The sequence below is a fragment of the Mesorhizobium abyssinicae genome (assembly GCF_049887195.1).
In the GTDB taxonomy this organism is placed as follows: domain Bacteria; phylum Pseudomonadota; class Alphaproteobacteria; order Rhizobiales; family Rhizobiaceae; genus Mesorhizobium; species Mesorhizobium abyssinicae.
Genome location: NZ_JARAKC010000001.1, coordinates 366659 through 384643, shown reverse-complemented (window position 1 = coordinate 384643; position 17985 = coordinate 366659). Strand labels below are relative to the sequence as shown.

The following is a 17985-nucleotide window of genomic DNA, read 5'->3' as shown; positions in this document are numbered from 1 at the left end:
ATGTTCTCCTGGAAAATGCGGGCACCCTGAGAGCGAGATGAAATCTCGCTCCGGGGAAGGCGCCCACTCGATCAAAGGCCGTCCGGTCACGTCGGGTCGCGGCTCACGGGAGAGAAGAGCCGCCGGCGTTTCCCGGCCCGGAAACGACAAATAGCCCTGATTTTTCAAATGCCTATTAGACGAAAAAGATAATCCGGTCACCACATTGCGCGCCCAGATTCGGCGAATGGGACGCCATTGCGGCTCACGTCCCGCTCACCGATATTTTACGGCCATCTTACCTCAGGCGGCAGGCTGGAGAGGATCGAGACGACATTGCCCCCGGTCTTCAGCCCGAAGATGGTGCCGCGATCGTGAAGCAAGTTGAATTCGGCGTAGCGGCCGCGCCGGACGAGCTGTTCGTCACGGTCGCCGTCGGTCCAGTTGTCGTTGAAATTGGACCGGACCAGGTGCCCGTAGACGACGAGAAAAGAGCGGCCGACATCCTGGACGAAGTTGAAATCGGCGTCCCAGCCGCCCGCGTCCTCGCCAGAATGCAGCCAGTCGAAGAAGATGCCGCCGATGCCGCGTGGCTCGCTGCGGTGCGGCAGGTAGAAATACTCGTCGCACCAGTCCTTGAATTTGGCGTAGTCGGCGACGCCGGCGTTCTTCTCGCAGGCAAACCGCATGGCGCGGTGGAAGGAGAGCGTATCGGGATCGTCCTGGACGCGGCGTCGGTCGAGCACCGGCGTCAGGTCGGCGCCGCCGCCGAACCACTGGCGCGAGGTGACGACCATGCGCGTGTTCATGTGCACGGTTGGCACGTTGGGGTTCCACGGATGCGCGATCAGCGAGATGCCGCTTGCCCAGAAGCGCGGATCCTCCTCGGCGCCCGGCATCTGCTTCCTGAATTCGGGCGAGAACTCGCCATAGACGGTCGAGGTGTGGACGCCGACCTTCTCGAAGACACGGCCGTGCATCATCGACATGGTGCCGCCGCCGCCCTTGCCTTCGTCTCGCTGCCAGGGCGTCTTCTCGAAGCGGCCGGGCGACCACGAGGCCAGAGGCCCCTCCAGATCCTGCTCGATCTGCTCGAAGGCGGCGCAGATGCGCTCGCGCAATGCTTCGAACCACAGGCGCGCCTTCACCTTCTTCTCTTCGATGTCGGCCGGCAGGCCCACCGGTATTTCAGGTCGTTCCAAAATCAGGTCTCCAGTCGCGGACGATAAAGGACTCGTCTTTTCCGGGCGCGATCCCTAATCTCTTAGGGGCAAGGGTCAAGTCCCGTCTGACCACGGTGCAAGGAGTTCCTTCGTGCGCACCCCGGCAAGACCGCCGCTGGATGGCTTGAAGAAGAGGCTCGACCGTTCGCGCGCCGAGCGCGAGCGCATGCCGCGCGACGGCTTCCTGCGCGAGACCTTCGTCCTGCCGCGCTCGGACGCCCGCCTCAAGGCCAAGGAATGGTTCGAGCGCTTTCCCAAGCAGGCCTACTGGACCGAGATCGAAAGCTGGTTCGAACGGCCGGGCGACGTCATCGAATTCACGATAAGGCGGCTGCCGGCGGCGGATTGATCAGCGCGCCATCAGCCTGCGCGCTCCAGTGCCCTCCCGCGCCAGCCGGTCTTCCTTGTTCCTGAGCGGGCATTTGTCGATCGACATGCAGCCGCAGCCGATGCAGTCGCTCAGGCCGTCGCGCAGCTTCTTCAACTGGGCGATCTTGTGGTCGAGCCCGTCGCGCCAAGCCGTTGAAAGCAGATTCCAATCCTCGCGCGTCGGGGTGCGGCCCTCGGGCAGGGATTGAAGCGCCGTGGCGATCTCGGAGAGCGAGATGCCGACCTCCTGGGCGACCCGGATGATCGCCACGCGCCGCAGCACGTCGCGGCCGTAGCGCCGCTGGTTGCCGGCCGTGCGGTGGCTGCGGATCAGCCCGCGCGTCTCGTAGAAGTGCAGCGCCGATACGGCGACGCCGCTGCGCATGGCCACCTGGCCGACCGTCAATTCCGTTGCTGGAGCCATCTGCCACTTTCCGCTTGACCTCAAGTTAAGTTGAGCTTGTAGCGAAGAAATCCTGATCGGGCAAATGCAGGAGAAGGCGATGTGCGCCTGGACGAAACTGACTGGAGAAACCAAGGCCCTCGGTGACGGCAGGGACCGCGGATCGCGGATCCTATGCGAGCTGGCGGATCGCTTCGCCAGCGACCATGGCGACGGACAGCGCGACATTGATGCTGCGCGCGCCCGGCCGCATCGGGATGGTCAGGCGCGCATCCGCAGCGTCATGGACCGGATCCGGCACGCCTGCGGATTCGCGACCGAAAAGCAGAATGTCTCCATCGGCAAAGGCAAAGTCCGTATAGGCGGCAGCGGCTTTGGTGGTGAGCAGCACCAGCCGACGCGCGTCGCCCGCCCGCCATTGCTCGAAGGCGTTCCAGTCGACATGCCGGGTCAGATCGGCCATTTCGAGGTAGTCCATGCCGGCCCGTTTCAGCGCCCGGTCGGAGAGCGGGAAGCCGGCCGGCTCGATGATGTCGACGCCAAGGCCGAGACAGGCGGCGAAGCGCAGGATCGTTCCGGTGTTGCCGGCGATGTCAGGCTGGTAGAGCGCGATGCGGAGACGGTCGTTCATTTCCGCGTCTTTCTAATAAGTGGCAGATCGGCCACAGAGATTTCCAGGTTTCGCAGATTGCTGGACTGGCGGGTGGTCATTTTCTGCGAAGTCGAGTATACGCCTCTCATTGTCAACCCGAACCGATGGAGGGGGAACTCATGATGACCATGCACAACCAGCGCCCCTCCTGGCGCCTTATGCGCTCTGCGGCGGTTTCGGTACGACGATTCTCCTGACTCTCTAAGACTTGATCGCACCGATTCCCGCCGAACCCAGTTTTCGGTTCTCGAAGGAATCCTGCGATGTTTTTCAAACGCCCAAAGGGGCCCGGCGCCCCACCTGACCGTGTCCTGACTGACGCCTGCCGTCATGTCCGGAGCGACGCTGCGCGCACCGAAGTACTCGGCCGCTTCGGCCGAATGCCGGAAGTCGATGTTGCGTCACCCTTTTTATCGCATTTGCACATGGAGGATGGACCGATGTTCGATCCCTACAAAATACCCGGCTCCAGAAGCCTGCACGAGCGCAGGATGGCGACCTGGGCGCTGCTGGTCGGCGAGACCTACTCGTCGGCAGTGCACGCCGAGACGCGCCGGCGTCCGCATCGAGGCATGCTGCCGGACGTCGACTTCTCGCGCGCCGTGCCTGACCACAGCCGGCCTTCGCTGGTGCGCCGCATCATCAGGCTGATCCGGCCCGGCGCGAAAGGCCGGGCAGGCGCCAGTTTTTCGCCCGGAAACTCCGGGGCGTCAGGATCGTCGGCTGAGCCTGTCGGCGAAAAGCCCGCGACACCCTATATTGCGCGAAGCAGGGCCGGCGATGCAGATGATTCTGCATCGCCGGCCCGCGGCGCTGCGCGGTCGAGCAAGCTTGTCCATCAATCCCGCGCCGCGTGAGCGCATAGACAGTCGAGTGCCTGCAATGTTCCGCTGGTTTGAAAACAAGCTCGATCCGTTCCCGGCCGCGGAGCCGGTCGAACCACCGAAGACGCTGGTCGCCTTCTGCGTGCATTACACGCGCGGCGCCTGGCCCTACATCATCCTCGACGCGCTCCTGGTGACGGCGATTGCCGTCGCCGAAGTGTGGATGTTCGGCTTTATGGGCCGCATCGTCGACTGGCTCTCGGGGCAGAATCGCGAGACTTTCCTGCAGACCGAGAGCTGGAAGCTCGCAGGCATGGCTTTCGTCGTGCTGTTCGCGCTGCCGGGCACCGTGTGGTTCCACTCGCTTCTCAACCAGCAGACGCTGATGGGCAACTATCCCATGCGCATCCGCTGGCAGGTGCATCGCTACCTCTTGAAGCAGTCGATGGCCTTCTATCAGGACGAGTTCGCCGGCCGCATCGCCACCAAGCTGATGCAGACGGCGCTCGCAGTGCGCGAATGCGTCATCAAGCTCATCGACGTGCTCAACTACGTCATCGTCTACTTCCTCGGCATGCTGTTCATCGTCGGTTCGGCTGACTGGCGGCTGGCGACGCCGCTCGCGATCTGGCTGGTCGGCTATATCGGGCTGCTACGCTACTTCATCCCGCGGCTCGGCAAGGTCGGCGAGGAGCAGGCCAATGCGCGCTCGACCATGACCGGCCGCGTCGTCGACAGCTACAGCAACATCCAGACGGTCAAGCTGTTTTCCCATGCGCGCCGCGAGGCCAGCTTCGCGAAGGAGGGCATGTCAGGCTTCCTCGAGACGGTCTACCGCTCGATGCGGCTGGTGACGGTGCTCTACGGCCTGCTCTATATCCTCAACGCGCTGCTGCTGTTTTCCGTCACCGCGCTGTCGCTGTGGCTGTGGCTCGGCCAGGCGGTGACGATCGGCGCCGTCGCCGTGGTCATCGGCCTCGTGCTCAGGATGTGGGGCATGTCGCAGTGGATCATGTGGGAGATGTCCGGCCTGTTCGAGAACATCGGCACGGTGCAGGACGGGATCCAGTCGATCTCGCTGCCGCGCCTGGTCGAGGACCGGCCGGGCGCGAAGGACATCGCCGTCACACGCGGCGAAATCCGCTTCGACGACATCCGCTTCCACTACGGCAAGCAGAAGGGCGTCATCGAGAACCTGTCGCTGACGGTGAAGCCGGGCGAGAAGGTCGGCATCGTCGGCCGCTCGGGCGCCGGCAAGTCGACGCTGGTCAATCTGCTGCTGCGCTTCTACGACCTCGAAGCCGGCCAGATCCTGATCGACGGCCAGGAGATCGCGTCGGTGAGGCAGGACTCGCTGCGTGCGCAGATCGGCATGGTGACGCAGGACACCTCGCTGCTGCACCGCTCGGTGCGCGAGAACATCCTCTATGGCCGGCCGGATGCCACCGATGAGATGCTGCTCGAGGCGGCGGGGCGGGCAGAGGCGCTGGATTTCATAGGCGGGCTGATCGACGCCAACGGCCGCACCGGGTTCGATGCCCATGTCGGCGACCGCGGCGTCAAACTGTCGGGCGGACAGCGGCAGCGCATCGCCATTGCCCGCGTCATGCTGAAGGACGCGCCGATCCTCATCCTCGACGAGGCGACGTCGGCGCTCGATTCCGAGGCCGAGGCGGCGATCCAGGAGAACCTCTACAGGCTGATGCAGGGCAAGACCGTCATCGCCATCGCGCATCGGCTGTCGACCATCGCCGCGATGGACAGGCTCGTCGTCATGGATAAGGGCCGCGTCATCGAGGAAGGTTCGCACGACGACCTCGTTGCCAAGGGTGGACTCTATGCGCAGCTCTGGCAGCGCCAGTCGGGCGGCTTCCTGCTCGACGAGGCGCCGGCCGAGGCCGCCAACGACATCGGGGCCAAGGGTCAAGCTGCAGAATGATGGCCACCGCATGATGACAGCCGTCTATCGCTGGTTCGAGCGCTGGGTCTATCCGTTCCGCGAGCCGGCGAACCTTCGGCCACCGACCGGTGTCGGCGGCTTCCTCTGGCACTATGTCGGACAGGCGAAGCTCGCCTTCTTCACAATGCTGATCATTGGCGGCATTGCGCCGCTGGTCGAGGCTGGGCTGTTCTATTTCGTCGGGCGGCTGGTCGACATCCTCGACCAGCTGCCCGGCGAGCGCAGCTGGCATGCGCTGTGGACCGCCGCCGGTCCCGAGCTCCTGTTCATGGGCGCGGTGGTGCTGATCATCCGCACGCTGGTCGTCGGGCTCTCGGCACTGGTCGACGAGCAGACGATCACGCCCGGCTTCTACAATCTGGTGCGCTGGCAGGCGCATCGCCATGTTTCGCGCCAGTCCTACGCCTTCTTCCAGAACGACTTCGCCGGCCGCATCGCCACCAAGGTCTGGCAGGCGGGGCAGGCCACCGGCGACCTGATGGAGAGCTTCATCGAGGTCATCTGGTTCATGATCGTCTATACGGTGACGACGCTCGCGCTGGTCGCCGGCCTTGATCTCAGGCTGGCGGTGCTTGTGGTGCTCTGGATCGCCGCCTTCGGCTTTCTGGCCAAGCGCTATCTGCCGGCGATCCGCAGGCACGCCGAGGCGACCGCCGAGGCCGGCTCGATGATCAATGGCCGAATCGTCGATTCCTACTCCAACGTGCAGACGCTGAAGCTGTTTTCGGCCGATGGCGACGATCGCTACATCCGGAGCGGTTTCGACATCTATCTGGACGCCCTGCGCCCGTTCACCCGCCGGCTGACCGGCGTGCGCATGGCGCTGACGACGCTGTCGGGCGTCATGATCACCGCCATCGCCAGCTTTGCCATCTATCTATGGCTCGAAGGTTCGATCACCGTCGGCGCCGTTGCCTTCACGCTTTCGCTCGTCCTGCGGCTCAACATGCTGCTCGGCCGGGTGATGATGCAGCTCAACGGCATCCTGAGGAACCTCGGCGTGCTGGAGAACTCCAAGGCGTTGATCTCGCAGCCGCTCGGCCTCACCGACGCGCCGGACGCCAAGGAATTGATCGTGGCCGGCGGCCGCATCGATGTGAAGAACGTGACTTTCCACTACGGCAAGGGGGCGGGCGTGCTCGACGGCATCGACCTCGTCGTCAGGCCCGGCGAGAAGGTCGGGCTGGTCGGCCCCTCGGGCGCCGGCAAGACGACCCTGGCCAACCTGATCCTGCGCCTTTACGACCTCGAGGGCGGCAAGATCCTGATCGACGGCCAGGATGTCGCGCAGGTGACGCAGAATTCGCTGCGCGCCAATATCGGCGTGGTCAGTCAGGACACGGCCTTGTTCCACCGCTCGCTGCGCGACAACATCAAGCTCGGCATGCCGGGCGCGACCGAGACGCAAGTGATCGCGGCGGCGCGGAAAGCCGAGGCGCATGAGTTCATCATAGGCCTGCGCGACAATCGCGAGCGCACCGGCTACGACGCCTATGTCGGCGAACGCGGCGTGAAGCTGTCCGGCGGCCAGCGCCAGCGTGTGGCAATCGCTCGTGTCTTCCTCAAGGATGCGCCGATCCTGATCCTGGACGAGGCGACCTCGGCGCTCGATTCCGACATCGAGGCGGCGATCCAGGAGAATCTGACGCGGCTGATGGAGAACAAGACCGTGATTGCCATCGCGCACCGGCTGTCGACGATCGCGGCGCTCGACCGGCTGGTGGTGCTCGACGGCGGGCGGATCATCGAACAGGGCACGCATGACGAGCTGGTGGCGCTGGACGGGCTTTACGCGCGGCTGTGGAAGCGGCAGTCGGGCGGCTTCCTGTTCAACGAGGAAAGCGTGCTGGAAGAGACGCGGCCGGCGGAGTAGGAAGAGCAATGTCGGTTCGCATGCCTTCGAATTTCGGACCCGCGGGAGCGCAGGAGAGCGCACTCGACCTGCTCGGCCACGAGATCCTCGCCGAAAAGGCGGCGGCTCTCGGCCGCGCCGGCCAGCGCGTCGAGGCGACGCTGGCCAGACTGCGCGAGAACGGCGACGACGAGGAGCGGCGGCCGCGACTGCTCAAGGACGCCGCCGAGGCCGTGCATGCCTATTTCATCCAGCGCGAGCTCTGCGGGTTGCGTAAGCACGATGCGGTGATCCGCGAATACAACATACCGAGGGCGGTCCTGGTCAGGCTCGGCGCGAAATAGGCGCTGCCTTCGGGTTTCTTGCCGAACCGGAGGCTCGGGATCTACTCCAGCCACTCGGTGACGAAGCTGCCGTTCTCGTGAATATCGATGGTCTCCAGCGGGCCGGGGCCGAGATTGGTGAATTTGTGCGCCGTGTTGGGCGGCACGATCACGATCTGGCCGGCGAATGCCTCGATCTCCCGGTCGCCGACCGTGAACAGGCCGCTGCCCTGGCGGACGATGAAGATCTCCGCGTAGGGATGCCGGTGCAGGCGCGGACCGCCGCCGGTTCCGGGCAGATAATTGAAGATCAGGCAGGAGTTGGAGCCCCAGGCGCCGCATTCGAGCTCGCCTTGCCAACGGTCGGGCATCCTGGCCCATTTGTCGCGGTCGATGACGTGCGCCATGAGGGCAGAATAGACCGAGCCGGCGCCTACTGTCGAGGCAAAGGCGTGGCAATGATCGCCGTTGTTTTTGCGGTCGTTTCGGGCTGTTTGGCGACCCTTCGGCGCAGCGCCGTCCGGCATCGGATTTTACCCCCGCGACAATCTGACCTTGTGCCTTCACCCGACTGGACAAAAACGGGCTTCACGCATAAACCGAACTCCAAATGCCGGAGGAATTCGCTAGCCTGTTCGCCATGCGCTGTCGGGCCGGCGCGATTGAGCGGGGACAAGGCTCGGCCGCCGGCACGGAAGAGGCGAAAGGATCAGGCACCCGTGAGCGCAACCGATACCCACGATCCCAACCGTCGTGATTTCCTCTATGTCGCCACCGGCACGGCCGCCGTGGTCGGCGCGGGGGCCGTCGCATGGCCGTTCATCGACCAGATGCGCCCCGACGCCTCGACGCTGGCGCTGGCCTCGGTCGAAGTGGACGTCTCGTCGCTGACGCCGGGAACGTCGCTGATCGTGAAGTGGCGCGGCAAGCCGGTCGTGGTGCGCAATCGCACCGAGAAGGAGATGAAGGACGGCGAGGCCGTCAATCTCGCCGACCTGAAGGACCCGATCGCCCGCAACGCCAATTTGCCGGCCGACGCTCCGGCGACCGACGCCAACCGCACGACGCCGGGCAAGGAAGCCTGGATGGTCATGGTCCAGGTCTGCACCCATCTCGGCTGCATCCCGCTCGGCCAGGAAGGCGATTTCGGCGGCTGGTTCTGCCCGTGTCACGGCTCGGTGTACGACACCGCCGGCCGCATCCGCAAAGGTCCGGCGCCCGAGAACATGGCGGTGCCGGTATTCAAGTTCATTTCCGATACCAAGATCCTTATCGGTTGAGGCAGGGGATATTTCGATGAGCGAGGGACACTCGACCTATACGCCCAAGACCGGTCTCGGACGCTGGTTCGACGCCCGCATGCCGCTGCCCAGGCTGGTCTATGACAGCTTCGTCGCCTATCCGGTGCCGCGCAACCTCAACTACATGTGGACGTTCGGCGGCATCCTGTCGATCATGCTGGCGTCGCAGATCCTGACCGGCATCGTGCTGGCCATGCACTACACGTCGGACACCACGCTCGCCTTCGATTCGGTCGAGAAGATCATGCGCGACGTGAATTCGGGCTGGCTGCTGCGCTATCTGCATTCCAACGGCGCCTCGTTCTTCTTCGTCGCCGTCTACATCCACATCTTCCGCGGCCTCTATTACGGCTCCTACAAGGCGCCGCGCGAGCTGCTGTGGATCCTCGGCTGCATCATCTACCTGCTGATGATGGCGACCGGCTTCATGGGCTATGTGCTGCCCTGGGGACAGATGAGCTTCTGGGGCGCCACCGTCATCACCGGCTTCTTCAGCGCCATTCCGCTGGTCGGCAACTGGATCCAGGAACTGCTGCTCGGAGGCTTTGCCGTCGACAACCCGACGCTGAACCGCTTCTTCGCGCTGCATTACCTGTTGCCGTTCATGATCGCCGGCGTCGTCGTGCTGCATATCTGGGCGCTGCATGTCGTCGGGCAGAGCAATCCGACTGGCATCGAGGTCAAGTCGAAGACCGATACCGTCGCCTTCACGCCTTACGCCACCATCAAGGACGCGTTCGGCATGATCGTGTTCCTGTTCGTCTTCGCCTATTTCGTCTTCTACCTGCCGAACTTCCTCGGCCACCCGGACAACTACACGGTCGCCAACCCGCTGAAGACGCCGGCCCATATCGTGCCGGAATGGTACTTCCTGCCGTTCTACGCGATCCTGCGCGCCATCACCTTCAACATCGGGCCGATCAACTCCAAGCTCGGCGGCGTGCTGTGCATGTTCGGCGCCATCGCGATGCTGTTCCTGGTGCCGTGGCTCGACACGTCCAAGGTGCGCTCGGCGGTCTACCGGCCCTGGTACAAGCTGTTCTTCTGGCTGTTCGTGGCCGACGCCATCCTGCTCGGATGGCTGGGCTCGCAGCCGGCCGAAGGCAGCTATGTGTTCATGGCGCAGATGGCGACACTGTTCTACTTCGCCTTCTTCCTGGTCGCGCTGCCGGTGCTCGGGCTGATCGAGACGCCGCGCAGGCTGCCGAATTCGATCACCGAGGCGGTGCTGGAAAAGAACAAGGGCGGCGGCGGACATCCGGCCGGCGCGAACGCCGCGCCGGAAACCAAGGGCTGAGAATCTAAGGGGATTTGGGTATGAAAAAGATTCTCACCTCGCTGGCTCTGCTTGGCCTGGTGGCCGCGGGCACCTGGATGACAGGTGCAGGCGCCATCGCCGAAGAGGCACATAACGCGGCGGCACCGACGCATTTCCCGATCGACGAGCCGAAGGAAATGAGCTGGAGCTTCGCCGGCCCGTTCGGCACCTACGACAAGGCCCAGCTGCAGCGCGGCCTGAAGGTCTACAAGGAAGTCTGCTCGGCCTGCCATTCGATGAACCTGGTTGCCTTCCGCACGCTGGAAGGGCTCGGCTATTCGGACGGGCAGGTGAAGGCGCTAGCCGCCGAATACACGATCCACGACGGCCCGAACGATGCCGGCGACATGTTCGACCGCCCGGGCAAGCCGTCCGATCACTTCCCGGCGCCGTTCGCGAACGAGCAGGCCGCTGCATCGGCCAATGGCGGCGCCGCTCCGCCCGACATGTCGCTGCTCGCCAAGGCGCGCGGCGTCGAGCGCGGCTTCCCGCGCTTCGTCTTCGACATCTTCACCCAGTACGCCCAGGGCGGCCCCGACTACATCCACTCGCTGCTGACCGGCTACGACCAGACGCCGCCGGCCGGCATGGTGATCCCCGAGGGCACGCACTACAACCCGTACTTCCTGTCCGGCGTGTCGCTGAAGATGCCGAAGCCGCTCTCCGACGGCCAGGTGACCTATGACGACGGTTCGCCGCAGACAGTGGACCAGTATTCCCGCGACGTCTCGGCCTTCCTGATGTGGGCCGCCGAGCCGCATCTGGAGGACCGCAAGAAGACCGGCTTCCGCGTGCTGGTGTTCCTGCTCCTGTTCGGCGCGCTGGTCTATCTCACCAAGCGCAAGGTGTGGGCCGACGTCGCCCACTGAGCGGCTGCGACCGGAAAAATGCGAGGGCGCCGATGGGCGCCCTTTTCTTTTGGGCCGCTAGCCGGCAAAACTGTACGGCAACGGATCAACCGCCCATGAAATCCTCTCTCGAAGAAACGCTGCTCGCGGCCATCCGCACCATTCCGGACTATCCGAAGCCGGGCATCTTGTTCCGCGATATCACCACCCTGCTCGGCAATGCGCGTGCTTTCCGCCGCGCCATCGACGAGCTGGTACATCCCTATGTCGGGCTGAAGGTCGACAAGATCGCCGGCATCGAGGCGCGCGGCTTCATCCTCGGCGGCGCCGTCGCGCACCAACTCTCGGCCGGCTTCGTGCCGATCCGCAAGAAGGGCAAGCTGCCCTATGAGACGGTGCGCGTCGCCTACAGCCTGGAATACGGGCTGGACGAGATGGAGATGCACAAGGACGGCGTTTCGCCCGGTGAGAAAGTGATCCTGGTCGACGACCTGATCGCCACCGGCGGCACGGCGGAGGCTGCGGTGAAGCTGCTCAGGCAGATCGGCGCCGACATCGTCGCCGCCTGCTTCGTCGTCGACCTGCCTGACCTCGGCGGCCGCCAGAAGCTCGAAGCACTCGGCGTGCCGGTGCGGACGCTGATCGGCTTCGAGGGGCATTGAGCGCCTTATCCCTCGCCCCGTTTACGGGGAGAGGGACGCGCAGCGAGCAACGCGAGCGGAGCCAGGGTGAGGGGTAAGCGCGGCGGTCGAGTTTCAGACACTTGCGCCGGTGCCGCCCCTCATCCGCCCTTCGGGCACCTTCTCCCCGTGAACGGGGAGAAGGAAGAGGCTACTCCACCTTCACCAGCACCGCGCTGTCGAACTCGATGACCTTGTCGCCGGTCGAATCGAAGGCTTCGCAGCGCAGCGTCAGCAGGTTCCAGCCGGGGCGCGCGGCAAGCGGGCGGTGGGCGAGCGCGGTGCGCGTGAAGGTCACGGTCTCGCCGGCATAGACCGGCTTCAGCCATTTCAGGTTGCGGAAACCGGGCGAGGGGCCGAATTCGGGCTGCGGGCCGGGGCCCGTCCAGCGCACCCCCTCGGTCTCCATGCGCTTTTCGAGATTGTACTTCATCCAGGTGGCGGCGGTGTGCCAGCCGGAGGCGCACAAGCCACCGAGCACGCTCTTCTTCGCAGCCTCCTCGTCGACATGGAAGACCTGCGGGTCGTATTTGCGGGCGAAGGCCTTGATCTCGTCCGGCTCGAATGTGTGCGCGCCCAGCGTGACGGTGTGGCCGATCAGGAAGAACTCGTCGAGGGTCACGCCGCGGCCTCCCGGGTCAGGAACATGCCGGTGTTCTCGAGCTCGAAGACGCTCTCGCCGCGCTGGTTGAACAGTTCGCTGCGCATGGTGACGAGGCCGAGCTGAGGCCGCGATTTGGACTGGCGCTTGGCAAGCACGGTCACCGTCCCGCTGAGCGTATCGCCGGCGAGCACCGGCTTCTTCCATTTGACGTGTTCGATGCCGGGCGATCCCTGCGAAGTCGAGTCGAGCAGGAAGGCATCGCACAGCATGCGCATGAACATCGCGCATGTGTGCCAGCCCGAAGCCGACAGGCCGCCGAGGATGCTGGCCTTGCCGGCCGCCTCGTCGAGGTGCATCGGCTGGGCGTCGAACTCGCTGGCGAACTCGATGATCTCGTGGGCGTTTACGTGCTTCACACCGAGGTCGAGCGAGGCGCCCTCGACGAAATTCTCATAGGCCCAGGTCGTTGCGGTCATGGTCCGGATCCGGTTGACGAACGCGCGATCCCATTAGGATCGGCACCCCGGATGCCGGCCAACAGGCGTTTGGTCAAGTCATTTCTGGTGAGCCAGCCGCGTGTAGCCCGGACCGTCAGGTGTTGAACTTGAACAGCATGACGTCGCCGTCCTGGACGACATATTCCTTGCCTTCATCGCGGGCCTTGCCGGCCTCCTTGGCCGCAACTTCGCCGCCGAGGGTGACGAAGTCGTTGTAGGCGATAGTCTGGGCGCGGATGAAGCCGCGCTCGAAATCGGTGTGGATGACGCCGGCGGCCTGCGGGGCCTTGTCGCCCTTGTGAATGGTCCAGGCGCGCGTCTCCTTCGGCCCGGCGGTGAAATAGGTGATGAGATGCAAAAGGTCGTAGCCGGCGCGGATCACCTTGTTGAGACCCGGCTCGTCGAGCCCGAGAGAGGCAAGGAACTCCATCTCCTCCTCGTCGGAAAGCTGGGCAACCTCGGCTTCGATCGCCGCCGAGATGACGACAGTGCCGGCGCCCTGCGCGGCGGCCATCTTTTCCACGGCCCTGGAGTGCTCGTTGCCGGTCGCGGCATCGGCCTCCGCAACGTTGCAGACGTAGAGAACCGGGTGTGAGGTGAGCAGGTTCAGCCCCTGAAGGATGCGCAGATCCTCCGCCGCTATGCCTTTCAACAGGATGCGGGTCGGCTTGCCGGCCTGCAGCAGTTCGAGCGCCGCCTCCATCATCGGCAGCACGCTCATCGCTTCCTTGTCCTTGCCGGCGGCGCGCTTGCGGAACTGGACGATGCGGCGCTCGAGGCTTTCGAGGTCGGCGAGCATCAGCTCGGTCTCGACCGTCTCGGCATCGGCGACGGGGTCGATGCGTCCCTCGACATGGGTGATGTCGTCGTCCTCGAAGCAGCGCAGCACATGGACGATGGCGTCGACCTCGCGGATGTTGGCGAGGAACTGGTTGCCCAGCCCTTCGCCTTTGGAGGCGCCGCGCACCAGGCCGGCGATGTCGACGAAGGAGATGCGCGTCGGGATGATCTCCTTCGACTTGGCGATCGAGGCGATCCTCTGCAGGCGGGAGTCCGGCACCGCGACCTCGCCGGTGTTGGGCTCGATGGTGCAGAACGGATAGTTGGCGGCCTGCGCCGCCGCCGTCCTGGTCAGCGCGTTGAAGAGCGTCGACTTGCCGACATTAGGCAAGCCGACGATGCCGCATTTGAAACCCATTTTGTCCGGTCCTATCGGGAAATCGAAATTTGATCAGGGCTATGGGCGAAAGGGGTGACGAACGTCAAGCCCTCGGCCGCCATCCCCGGCGACGTTCAGCCCTTGCCGCCGAACAGCTTCTTCAGCATGGCGGCCATCGGGCCGGTTTCGGGCAGCTTTGCCGGCGCCTGCTGCGGCCGTGCCTGGCGAATGTGGCTCTGCGCGTTTGGCGCCTTGGGCGGCGGGCGGTCGTCGTCGCCGGTTGGCGTCAGTTTTTCACGCAGGGCGAGCGTCACCCGGTTCATGAAGGAATTGTCGTCGCCCTTGGCCAGAAGGCCGGCGTCGTCGGCGATGGTGTCGAGCAGGACCTCGAGCCATTCGCGGTCCGCCTTGGCGAAATCGCCGAGCACGTGGCCGTGCACCATTTCCTTGACGCCCGGATGGCCCACGCCGATGCGCACGCGGCGGTAGGCCTTGCCGACATGGTCATCGAGCGAGCGAATGCCGTTATGGCCGCCGGAGCCGCCACCGACCTTGACCCGAACCTTGCCGGCGGCAAGGTCGATCTCGTCATAGAAGACGGTGAGCGCGGCAGGCTCGAGCTTGTAGAAGCGCAGCGCCTCGCCGACCGCCTGGCCGGACAGGTTCATGAAGGTCTGCGGCTTGACCAGGAGGATCTTTTCGCCGGCGAGCGTGCCTTCGGCGATCAGGCCCTGGAATTTCTTCGACCAAGGCGAAAAAGAATGGCGGCGGGCGATTGCGTCCACCGCCATGAAACCGACATTGTGCCGGTTGTTGGCATATTTCGCGCCCGGATTGCCGAGGCCTGCGAACACAAGCATCGTCGTCTCCGGGCGGGAAAATTACTTCTCTTCGGCGGCCGGAGCCGCTTCGGGCGCTGCCGCCTCGACCGTCTCTTCGACCTCGGGCTTCATCGCCGACGAGCCGGCAATGGTGGCGATGGTGAAGTCGCGGTCGGCGATGACCGGCTTGACGCCGGCCGGGAGCGTAACCGCCGAGATGTGGATCGAGTCGCCGATATCCGTGCCGGCGAGATCGACGGTGATGAACTCCGGGATCGCGTTGGCCGGGCAGTGGAACTCGACCTCGTGACGCACGATGTTGAGCACGCCGCCGCGCTTGATGCCGGGCGACTTGTCCTCATTGATGAAGTGGACAGGCACGTCGACATTGACCTCGGTGTCCTTGCCGATGCGCAGGAAGTCGACATGGACAGGGAAATCCTTGACCGGGTCGAGCTGGAAGTCCTTGGGCAGAACCTGGATCTTGCTGCCGCCGACATCGATCGTGGCGACCGTGGTCAGGAACCCGCCGCCGTGGATCTTGTAGTAGACGTCCTTGTAGTTGAGGGCGATCGCCAGGGGAGGCTGCTTGTCGCCGTAAATCACTGCAGGCACTTTACCGTTACGGCGAACTGCACGGGCGGACCCCTTACCGACCTGTTCGCGCGCCTCGGCCTTGAGCTCGTAAGTATCGTGGCTCATGGCATTTCCTTTCGCGTGTTATGGAGCGTTTGCGGCAGGCAATATGCCCAGCCGAAACGTCGAAAGCCGCCAGGCCTGGATGTCCGAACGCCGGTGGCCGGCAGAAGCGGACCTTTGTTCGGGATCACAAGGGAAGGCAGCCTTCCGCCGCGTTGCCTCCAAGGGTGTCTACGCGGGTGGCGGCTCTATAGCGGAAGGCGGGCGCAGGCGCAAGCGGTTGGTCTGGAAGGCTTTCGCGACATTTCCAATGTCGAAAGCATACAGTCAAGAATCCCGTCCATCCGGATGTAGGATCGGGCAGGCTTCAATCGTCCTGCGGCAGTTGTCTCAACCAATCCGCGAGCATTCGATATGAAACTCCTGTTCAGCCGCAATCCCAATCCTCGCCTCGGAGTCGCGACGGCGCGCCATCTCAAAGCGGACGTTACGTTCGAATTCGCCTCACCCATGGCATCGGGGCAGGCCGAGCGCTATCGCGTGCTCAACCCAAATCTTACCTTGCCGATACTGGTCGGCTCCGGATGGAGCCTGTGGGAGGCCGACGCCATCGCCTGCCGGCTCTCCCGCGAGGTGGGCTCGAATTTTTGGCGCGGCGGGGACGATGAGCCGGACATGATCCGCTGGATAAGCTGGGGCAAGGAGAATTTCGCCAGAGGCTGCGACATGGTGCATTTCGAGCGCGGCACCAAGCAGCGTTGGGGGCTGGGTCCTATCGACCAGGCCCTGGTCGAGGAAGGGTTCAGGGTTTTCCACGCGGCTGCCGCCATCCTCGCCCCGGTGCTCGCGCAAAGGGAGTGGCTGGTCGGAAATTCCGTCTCCTACGCCGACTTTCGCATGGCGACGTTTCTGCCCTTCAACGATGCTGCCGGGCTACCGCTCGACGACTATCCGTCGATACGCCGCTGGTATGACCAACTCGAGGCGATCGATGCATGGCGCGACCCTTTCGCGGGTCTCGAGGCGCCGCCATTGCCGCGCGTGAAGAGTTACATTTCCAACGGTCGGCCCGGAACAGCGGTCTGATCGGCAGCGAGCGCCTCGCGCAAGGCCCAGACCTTTTGGGTGAGGGAATCGATCTCGGCCAATGTCATCCCGGAGCGCTCGATGAGCGTTTCACCCAGACAGTTGCATTGAGTGAGCAGCGCCCGACCGGCCACGGTGAGATCGACCTGCACCTGGCGCTCGTCGGCATGGCTGCGCTGGCGGCTCACAAGACCGGCCTGCTCCATGCGCTTGACCAGAGGCGTCACGGTGCTCGATTCCAGCGCCAGCCTGCGCGCGATCGCGCCGACCGACATGCCATCCGCCTCTCCCAGGGCGTTGAGCACGAGATATTGCGGGTAGGTGATCCCCATCTCGTCGAGCATGGGCTTGTAGGTGCGGTTGATCGCCATGCTCGTGGCGTAGAGGGCGAAACAGAGCTGATTGTCCAACGGGAGAGGCACGGCGAATTCCCTTTGCCGACTGAGCATTTCGCAATGTTTACCACGGAAAATGATATCGCGATACATATTTCTTGTGGACAGGGGTTTCGATCTGCGCTAACGATATCGTTGTCGCGATATTGATTATCGCGAAAATAATCAATGGAGATTGAGATGACCAAGCCCGGCAGCAGCACGATCACCACCAAGGACGGAACCGAGATTTTCTACAAGGACTGGGGAGCCGGCCAGCCTATCGTCTTCCATCACGGCTGGCCATTGAGCAGCGACGACTGGGACGCCCAGATGCTGTTCTTCCTTTCGAAAGGCTATCGCGTCATCGCTCATGACCGGCGCGGCCATGGCCGTTCCACCCAGACGGATACCGGCAACGAGATGGACACCTACGCCGCCGATGTCGCCGAACTCGCTGCGCATCTCGACCTCAAGAACGCCATCCATGTCGGTCATTCCACCGGCGGCGGCGAGGTGGCGCGCTACGTTGCCAAGTACGACGCTGGCGGTCGCGTCGCCAAGGCGGTGCTGATCGGCGCCGTGCCGCCGATCATGCTCAAGACCGCGGCCAATCCCGGCGGCCTGCCGATCGAGGTGTTCGACGGCTTCCGCTCCGCCCAGGCCGCCAACCGCGCCCAGTTCTTCCGCGATGTTCCGGCCGGCCCGTTCTACGGCTTCAACCGTCCCGGCGCCGAAGTCTCGCAAGGCGTCATCGACAATTGGTGGCGCCAGGGCATGATGGGCGGCACCAAGGCGCACTACGACTGCATCAAGGCATTCTCGGAAACCGACTTCACCGAGGACCTTAGGGCAATCGACGTGCCGGTGCTGGTGATGCATGGCGACGACGACCAGATCGTGCCGATCGCGGACTCCGCGCTGCTGGCCATAAAGCTGCTCAAGAAGGGCGAGCTCAAGGTCTACAAGGGCCTTCCGCATGGCATGGCCACGACCCATGCCGACATCATCAACGCCGACCTTCTGGCCTTCTTCAAGGCGTAAGGCCTTTCGGGACACAAGACACCCGCCAC

General features: G+C 64.2%; 21 protein-coding genes. 11 read left to right on the top strand and 10 right to left on the bottom strand.

The features are described 5' to 3' along the window. Positions 1 to 266: 266 nt before the first annotated feature. Positions 267 to 1181 (bottom strand): oxygen-dependent coproporphyrinogen oxidase, encoded by a 915-nt coding sequence (hemF, locus tag PU724_RS01755; RefSeq protein ID WP_127392128.1) that lies wholly within the window; start codon positions 1179 to 1181, stop codon positions 267 to 269. A 112-nt stretch (positions 1182 to 1293) separates the two neighbouring features. Between hemF and PU724_RS01750 the strand changes: the two genes are divergently transcribed. Beyond that, on the top strand, positions 1294 to 1551 hold the full coding sequence (locus PU724_RS01750; RefSeq protein ID WP_006202578.1) for a hypothetical protein: 258 nt from the start codon (positions 1294 to 1296) through the stop codon (positions 1549 to 1551). Here the strand turns inward: PU724_RS01750 and soxR are convergent, their stop codons facing one another. Next, the gene (soxR, locus tag PU724_RS01745; RefSeq protein ID WP_354419352.1) at positions 1552 to 1995 is read right to left on the bottom strand and encodes a redox-sensitive transcriptional activator SoxR; all 444 of its coding nucleotides are present in this window, start codon (positions 1993 to 1995) and stop codon (positions 1552 to 1554) included. It lies immediately after the preceding gene. Between the two features lie 151 nt (positions 1996 to 2146). Next, positions 2147 to 2605, bottom strand: a complete 459-nt coding sequence (locus tag PU724_RS01740; protein ID WP_292101214.1) for a tRNA (cytidine(34)-2'-O)-methyltransferase — start codon at positions 2603 to 2605, stop codon at positions 2147 to 2149. A 461-nt stretch (positions 2606 to 3066) separates the two neighbouring features. Between PU724_RS01740 and PU724_RS01735 the strand changes: the two genes are divergently transcribed. Genes PU724_RS01735 through PU724_RS01720 form a run of 4 tightly spaced genes read left to right on the top strand, consistent with a single transcriptional unit; the run spans position 3067 to position 7606 of the window. Further along, on the top strand, positions 3067 to 3483 hold the full coding sequence (locus tag PU724_RS01735; RefSeq protein WP_292246902.1) for a hypothetical protein: 417 nt from the start codon (positions 3067 to 3069) through the stop codon (positions 3481 to 3483). Between the two features lie 25 nt (positions 3484 to 3508). After that, positions 3509 to 5389: an ABC transporter ATP-binding protein gene (locus tag PU724_RS01730; protein WP_292101217.1), complete on the top strand. Its 1881-nt coding sequence runs from the start codon at positions 3509 to 3511 to the stop codon at positions 5387 to 5389. A gap of 10 nt (positions 5390 to 5399) precedes the next feature. Further along, a complete protein-coding gene (locus tag PU724_RS01725) occupies positions 5400 to 7283 on the top strand; it encodes an ABC transporter ATP-binding protein (RefSeq protein WP_354419350.1) in 1884 nt (627 codons plus the stop codon). 8 nt (positions 7284 to 7291) lie between these two features. Beyond that, positions 7292 to 7606, top strand: a complete 315-nt coding sequence (locus PU724_RS01720) for a DUF6665 family protein (protein WP_127282814.1) — start codon at positions 7292 to 7294, stop codon at positions 7604 to 7606. A gap of 41 nt (positions 7607 to 7647) precedes the next feature. Here the strand turns inward: PU724_RS01720 and PU724_RS01715 are convergent, their stop codons facing one another. Then, positions 7648 to 7992: a cupin domain-containing protein gene (locus PU724_RS01715; RefSeq protein WP_127282833.1), complete on the bottom strand. Its 345-nt coding sequence runs from the start codon at positions 7990 to 7992 to the stop codon at positions 7648 to 7650. A 312-nt stretch (positions 7993 to 8304) separates the two neighbouring features. Between PU724_RS01715 and petA the strand changes: the two genes are divergently transcribed. The 4 genes from petA (at position 8305) to PU724_RS01695 (ending at position 11714) form a co-directional block, all read left to right on the top strand. Further along, entirely contained in the window at positions 8305 to 8865 is a 561-nt protein-coding gene (gene petA, locus PU724_RS01710) for a ubiquinol-cytochrome c reductase iron-sulfur subunit (RefSeq protein WP_127282815.1), read from the top strand. Between the two features lie 16 nt (positions 8866 to 8881). Further along, on the top strand, positions 8882 to 10183 hold the full coding sequence (locus PU724_RS01705) for a cytochrome b (RefSeq protein ID WP_127282816.1): 1302 nt from the start codon (positions 8882 to 8884) through the stop codon (positions 10181 to 10183). A gap of 20 nt (positions 10184 to 10203) precedes the next feature. Beyond that, positions 10204 to 11073: a cytochrome c1 gene (locus PU724_RS01700; RefSeq protein WP_127392135.1), complete on the top strand. Its 870-nt coding sequence runs from the start codon at positions 10204 to 10206 to the stop codon at positions 11071 to 11073. A gap of 95 nt (positions 11074 to 11168) precedes the next feature. Beyond that, entirely contained in the window at positions 11169 to 11714 is a 546-nt protein-coding gene (locus PU724_RS01695; RefSeq protein WP_354419348.1) for an adenine phosphoribosyltransferase, read from the top strand. A 169-nt stretch (positions 11715 to 11883) separates the two neighbouring features. On the opposite strand, the gene PU724_RS01690 is transcribed toward PU724_RS01695, so the two are convergent. From PU724_RS01690 to PU724_RS01670, 5 genes are all read right to left on the bottom strand, one after another. After that, a complete protein-coding gene (locus PU724_RS01690) occupies positions 11884 to 12354 on the bottom strand; it encodes a MaoC family dehydratase (RefSeq protein WP_354419346.1) in 471 nt (156 codons plus the stop codon). Further along, positions 12351 to 12812 carry a MaoC family dehydratase gene (locus PU724_RS01685; protein ID WP_354419344.1) on the bottom strand — a complete coding sequence of 154 codons (462 nt, stop codon included), beginning with the start codon at positions 12810 to 12812 and terminating at the stop codon, positions 12351 to 12353. The genes PU724_RS01690 and PU724_RS01685 overlap by 4 nt, the downstream gene beginning before the upstream one ends. Positions 12813 to 12927: 115 nt before the next feature. Continuing rightward, complete coding sequence (gene ychF, locus PU724_RS01680) at positions 12928 to 14031, bottom strand: redox-regulated ATPase YchF (protein WP_354419342.1); 1104 nt, start codon at positions 14029 to 14031, stop codon at positions 12928 to 12930. A 95-nt stretch (positions 14032 to 14126) separates the two neighbouring features. Continuing rightward, the gene (gene pth, locus PU724_RS01675; protein ID WP_354419340.1) at positions 14127 to 14852 is read right to left on the bottom strand and encodes an aminoacyl-tRNA hydrolase; all 726 of its coding nucleotides are present in this window, start codon (positions 14850 to 14852) and stop codon (positions 14127 to 14129) included. 21 nt (positions 14853 to 14873) lie between these two features. Beyond that, the gene (locus tag PU724_RS01670) at positions 14874 to 15515 is read right to left on the bottom strand and encodes a 50S ribosomal protein L25/general stress protein Ctc (RefSeq protein ID WP_127282823.1); all 642 of its coding nucleotides are present in this window, start codon (positions 15513 to 15515) and stop codon (positions 14874 to 14876) included. A gap of 351 nt (positions 15516 to 15866) precedes the next feature. Between PU724_RS01670 and PU724_RS01665 the strand changes: the two genes are divergently transcribed. After that, positions 15867 to 16538 carry a glutathione S-transferase family protein gene (locus PU724_RS01665; protein WP_127282824.1) on the top strand — a complete coding sequence of 224 codons (672 nt, stop codon included), beginning with the start codon at positions 15867 to 15869 and terminating at the stop codon, positions 16536 to 16538. Here the strand turns inward: PU724_RS01665 and PU724_RS01660 are convergent. Then, positions 16502 to 16960 (bottom strand): MarR family winged helix-turn-helix transcriptional regulator, encoded by a 459-nt coding sequence (locus PU724_RS01660; RefSeq protein WP_126059384.1) that lies wholly within the window; start codon positions 16958 to 16960, stop codon positions 16502 to 16504. The genes PU724_RS01665 and PU724_RS01660 overlap by 37 nt on opposite strands. A 153-nt stretch (positions 16961 to 17113) precedes the next feature. Here PU724_RS01660 and PU724_RS01655 point away from each other — a divergent pair, with 153 nt between their 5' ends. Next, the gene (locus tag PU724_RS01655) at positions 17114 to 17956 is read left to right on the top strand and encodes an alpha/beta fold hydrolase (RefSeq protein WP_292168722.1); all 843 of its coding nucleotides are present in this window, start codon (positions 17114 to 17116) and stop codon (positions 17954 to 17956) included. Positions 17957 to 17985 lie beyond the last annotated feature (29 nt).

Excerpts from the sequence above, each read along its gene's own strand:
- PU724_RS01685 (WP_354419344.1), bottom strand. The coding sequence starts at position 12,812 with ATGACCGCAACGACCTGGGCCTATGAGAATTTCGTCGAGGGCGCCTCG.
- PU724_RS01735 (WP_292246902.1), top strand. The coding sequence starts at position 3,067 with ATGTTCGATCCCTACAAAATACCCGGCTCCAGAAGCCTGCACGAGCGC.
- PU724_RS01720 (WP_127282814.1), top strand. The coding sequence starts at position 7,292 with ATGTCGGTTCGCATGCCTTCGAATTTCGGACCCGCGGGAGCGCAGGAG.
- pth (WP_354419340.1), bottom strand. The coding sequence starts at position 14,852 with ATGCTTGTGTTCGCAGGCCTCGGCAATCCGGGCGCGAAATATGCCAAC.
- PU724_RS01695 (WP_354419348.1), top strand. The coding sequence starts at position 11,169 with ATGAAATCCTCTCTCGAAGAAACGCTGCTCGCGGCCATCCGCACCATT.
- PU724_RS01665 (WP_127282824.1), top strand. The coding sequence starts at position 15,867 with ATGAAACTCCTGTTCAGCCGCAATCCCAATCCTCGCCTCGGAGTCGCG.
- PU724_RS01700 (WP_127392135.1), top strand. The coding sequence starts at position 10,204 with ATGAAAAAGATTCTCACCTCGCTGGCTCTGCTTGGCCTGGTGGCCGCG.
- PU724_RS01655 (WP_292168722.1), top strand. The coding sequence starts at position 17,114 with ATGACCAAGCCCGGCAGCAGCACGATCACCACCAAGGACGGAACCGAG.
- PU724_RS01740 (WP_292101214.1), bottom strand. The coding sequence starts at position 2,605 with ATGAACGACCGTCTCCGCATCGCGCTCTACCAGCCTGACATCGCCGGC.
- PU724_RS01725 (WP_354419350.1), top strand. The coding sequence starts at position 5,400 with ATGATGACAGCCGTCTATCGCTGGTTCGAGCGCTGGGTCTATCCGTTC.
- PU724_RS01705 (WP_127282816.1), top strand. The coding sequence starts at position 8,882 with ATGAGCGAGGGACACTCGACCTATACGCCCAAGACCGGTCTCGGACGC.
- soxR (WP_354419352.1), bottom strand. The coding sequence starts at position 1,995 with ATGGCTCCAGCAACGGAATTGACGGTCGGCCAGGTGGCCATGCGCAGC.
- PU724_RS01715 (WP_127282833.1), bottom strand. The coding sequence starts at position 7,992 with ATGGCGCACGTCATCGACCGCGACAAATGGGCCAGGATGCCCGACCGT.
- ychF (WP_354419342.1), bottom strand. The coding sequence starts at position 14,031 with ATGGGTTTCAAATGCGGCATCGTCGGCTTGCCTAATGTCGGCAAGTCG.
- PU724_RS01670 (WP_127282823.1), bottom strand. The coding sequence starts at position 15,515 with ATGAGCCACGATACTTACGAGCTCAAGGCCGAGGCGCGCGAACAGGTC.
- PU724_RS01730 (WP_292101217.1), top strand. The coding sequence starts at position 3,509 with ATGTTCCGCTGGTTTGAAAACAAGCTCGATCCGTTCCCGGCCGCGGAG.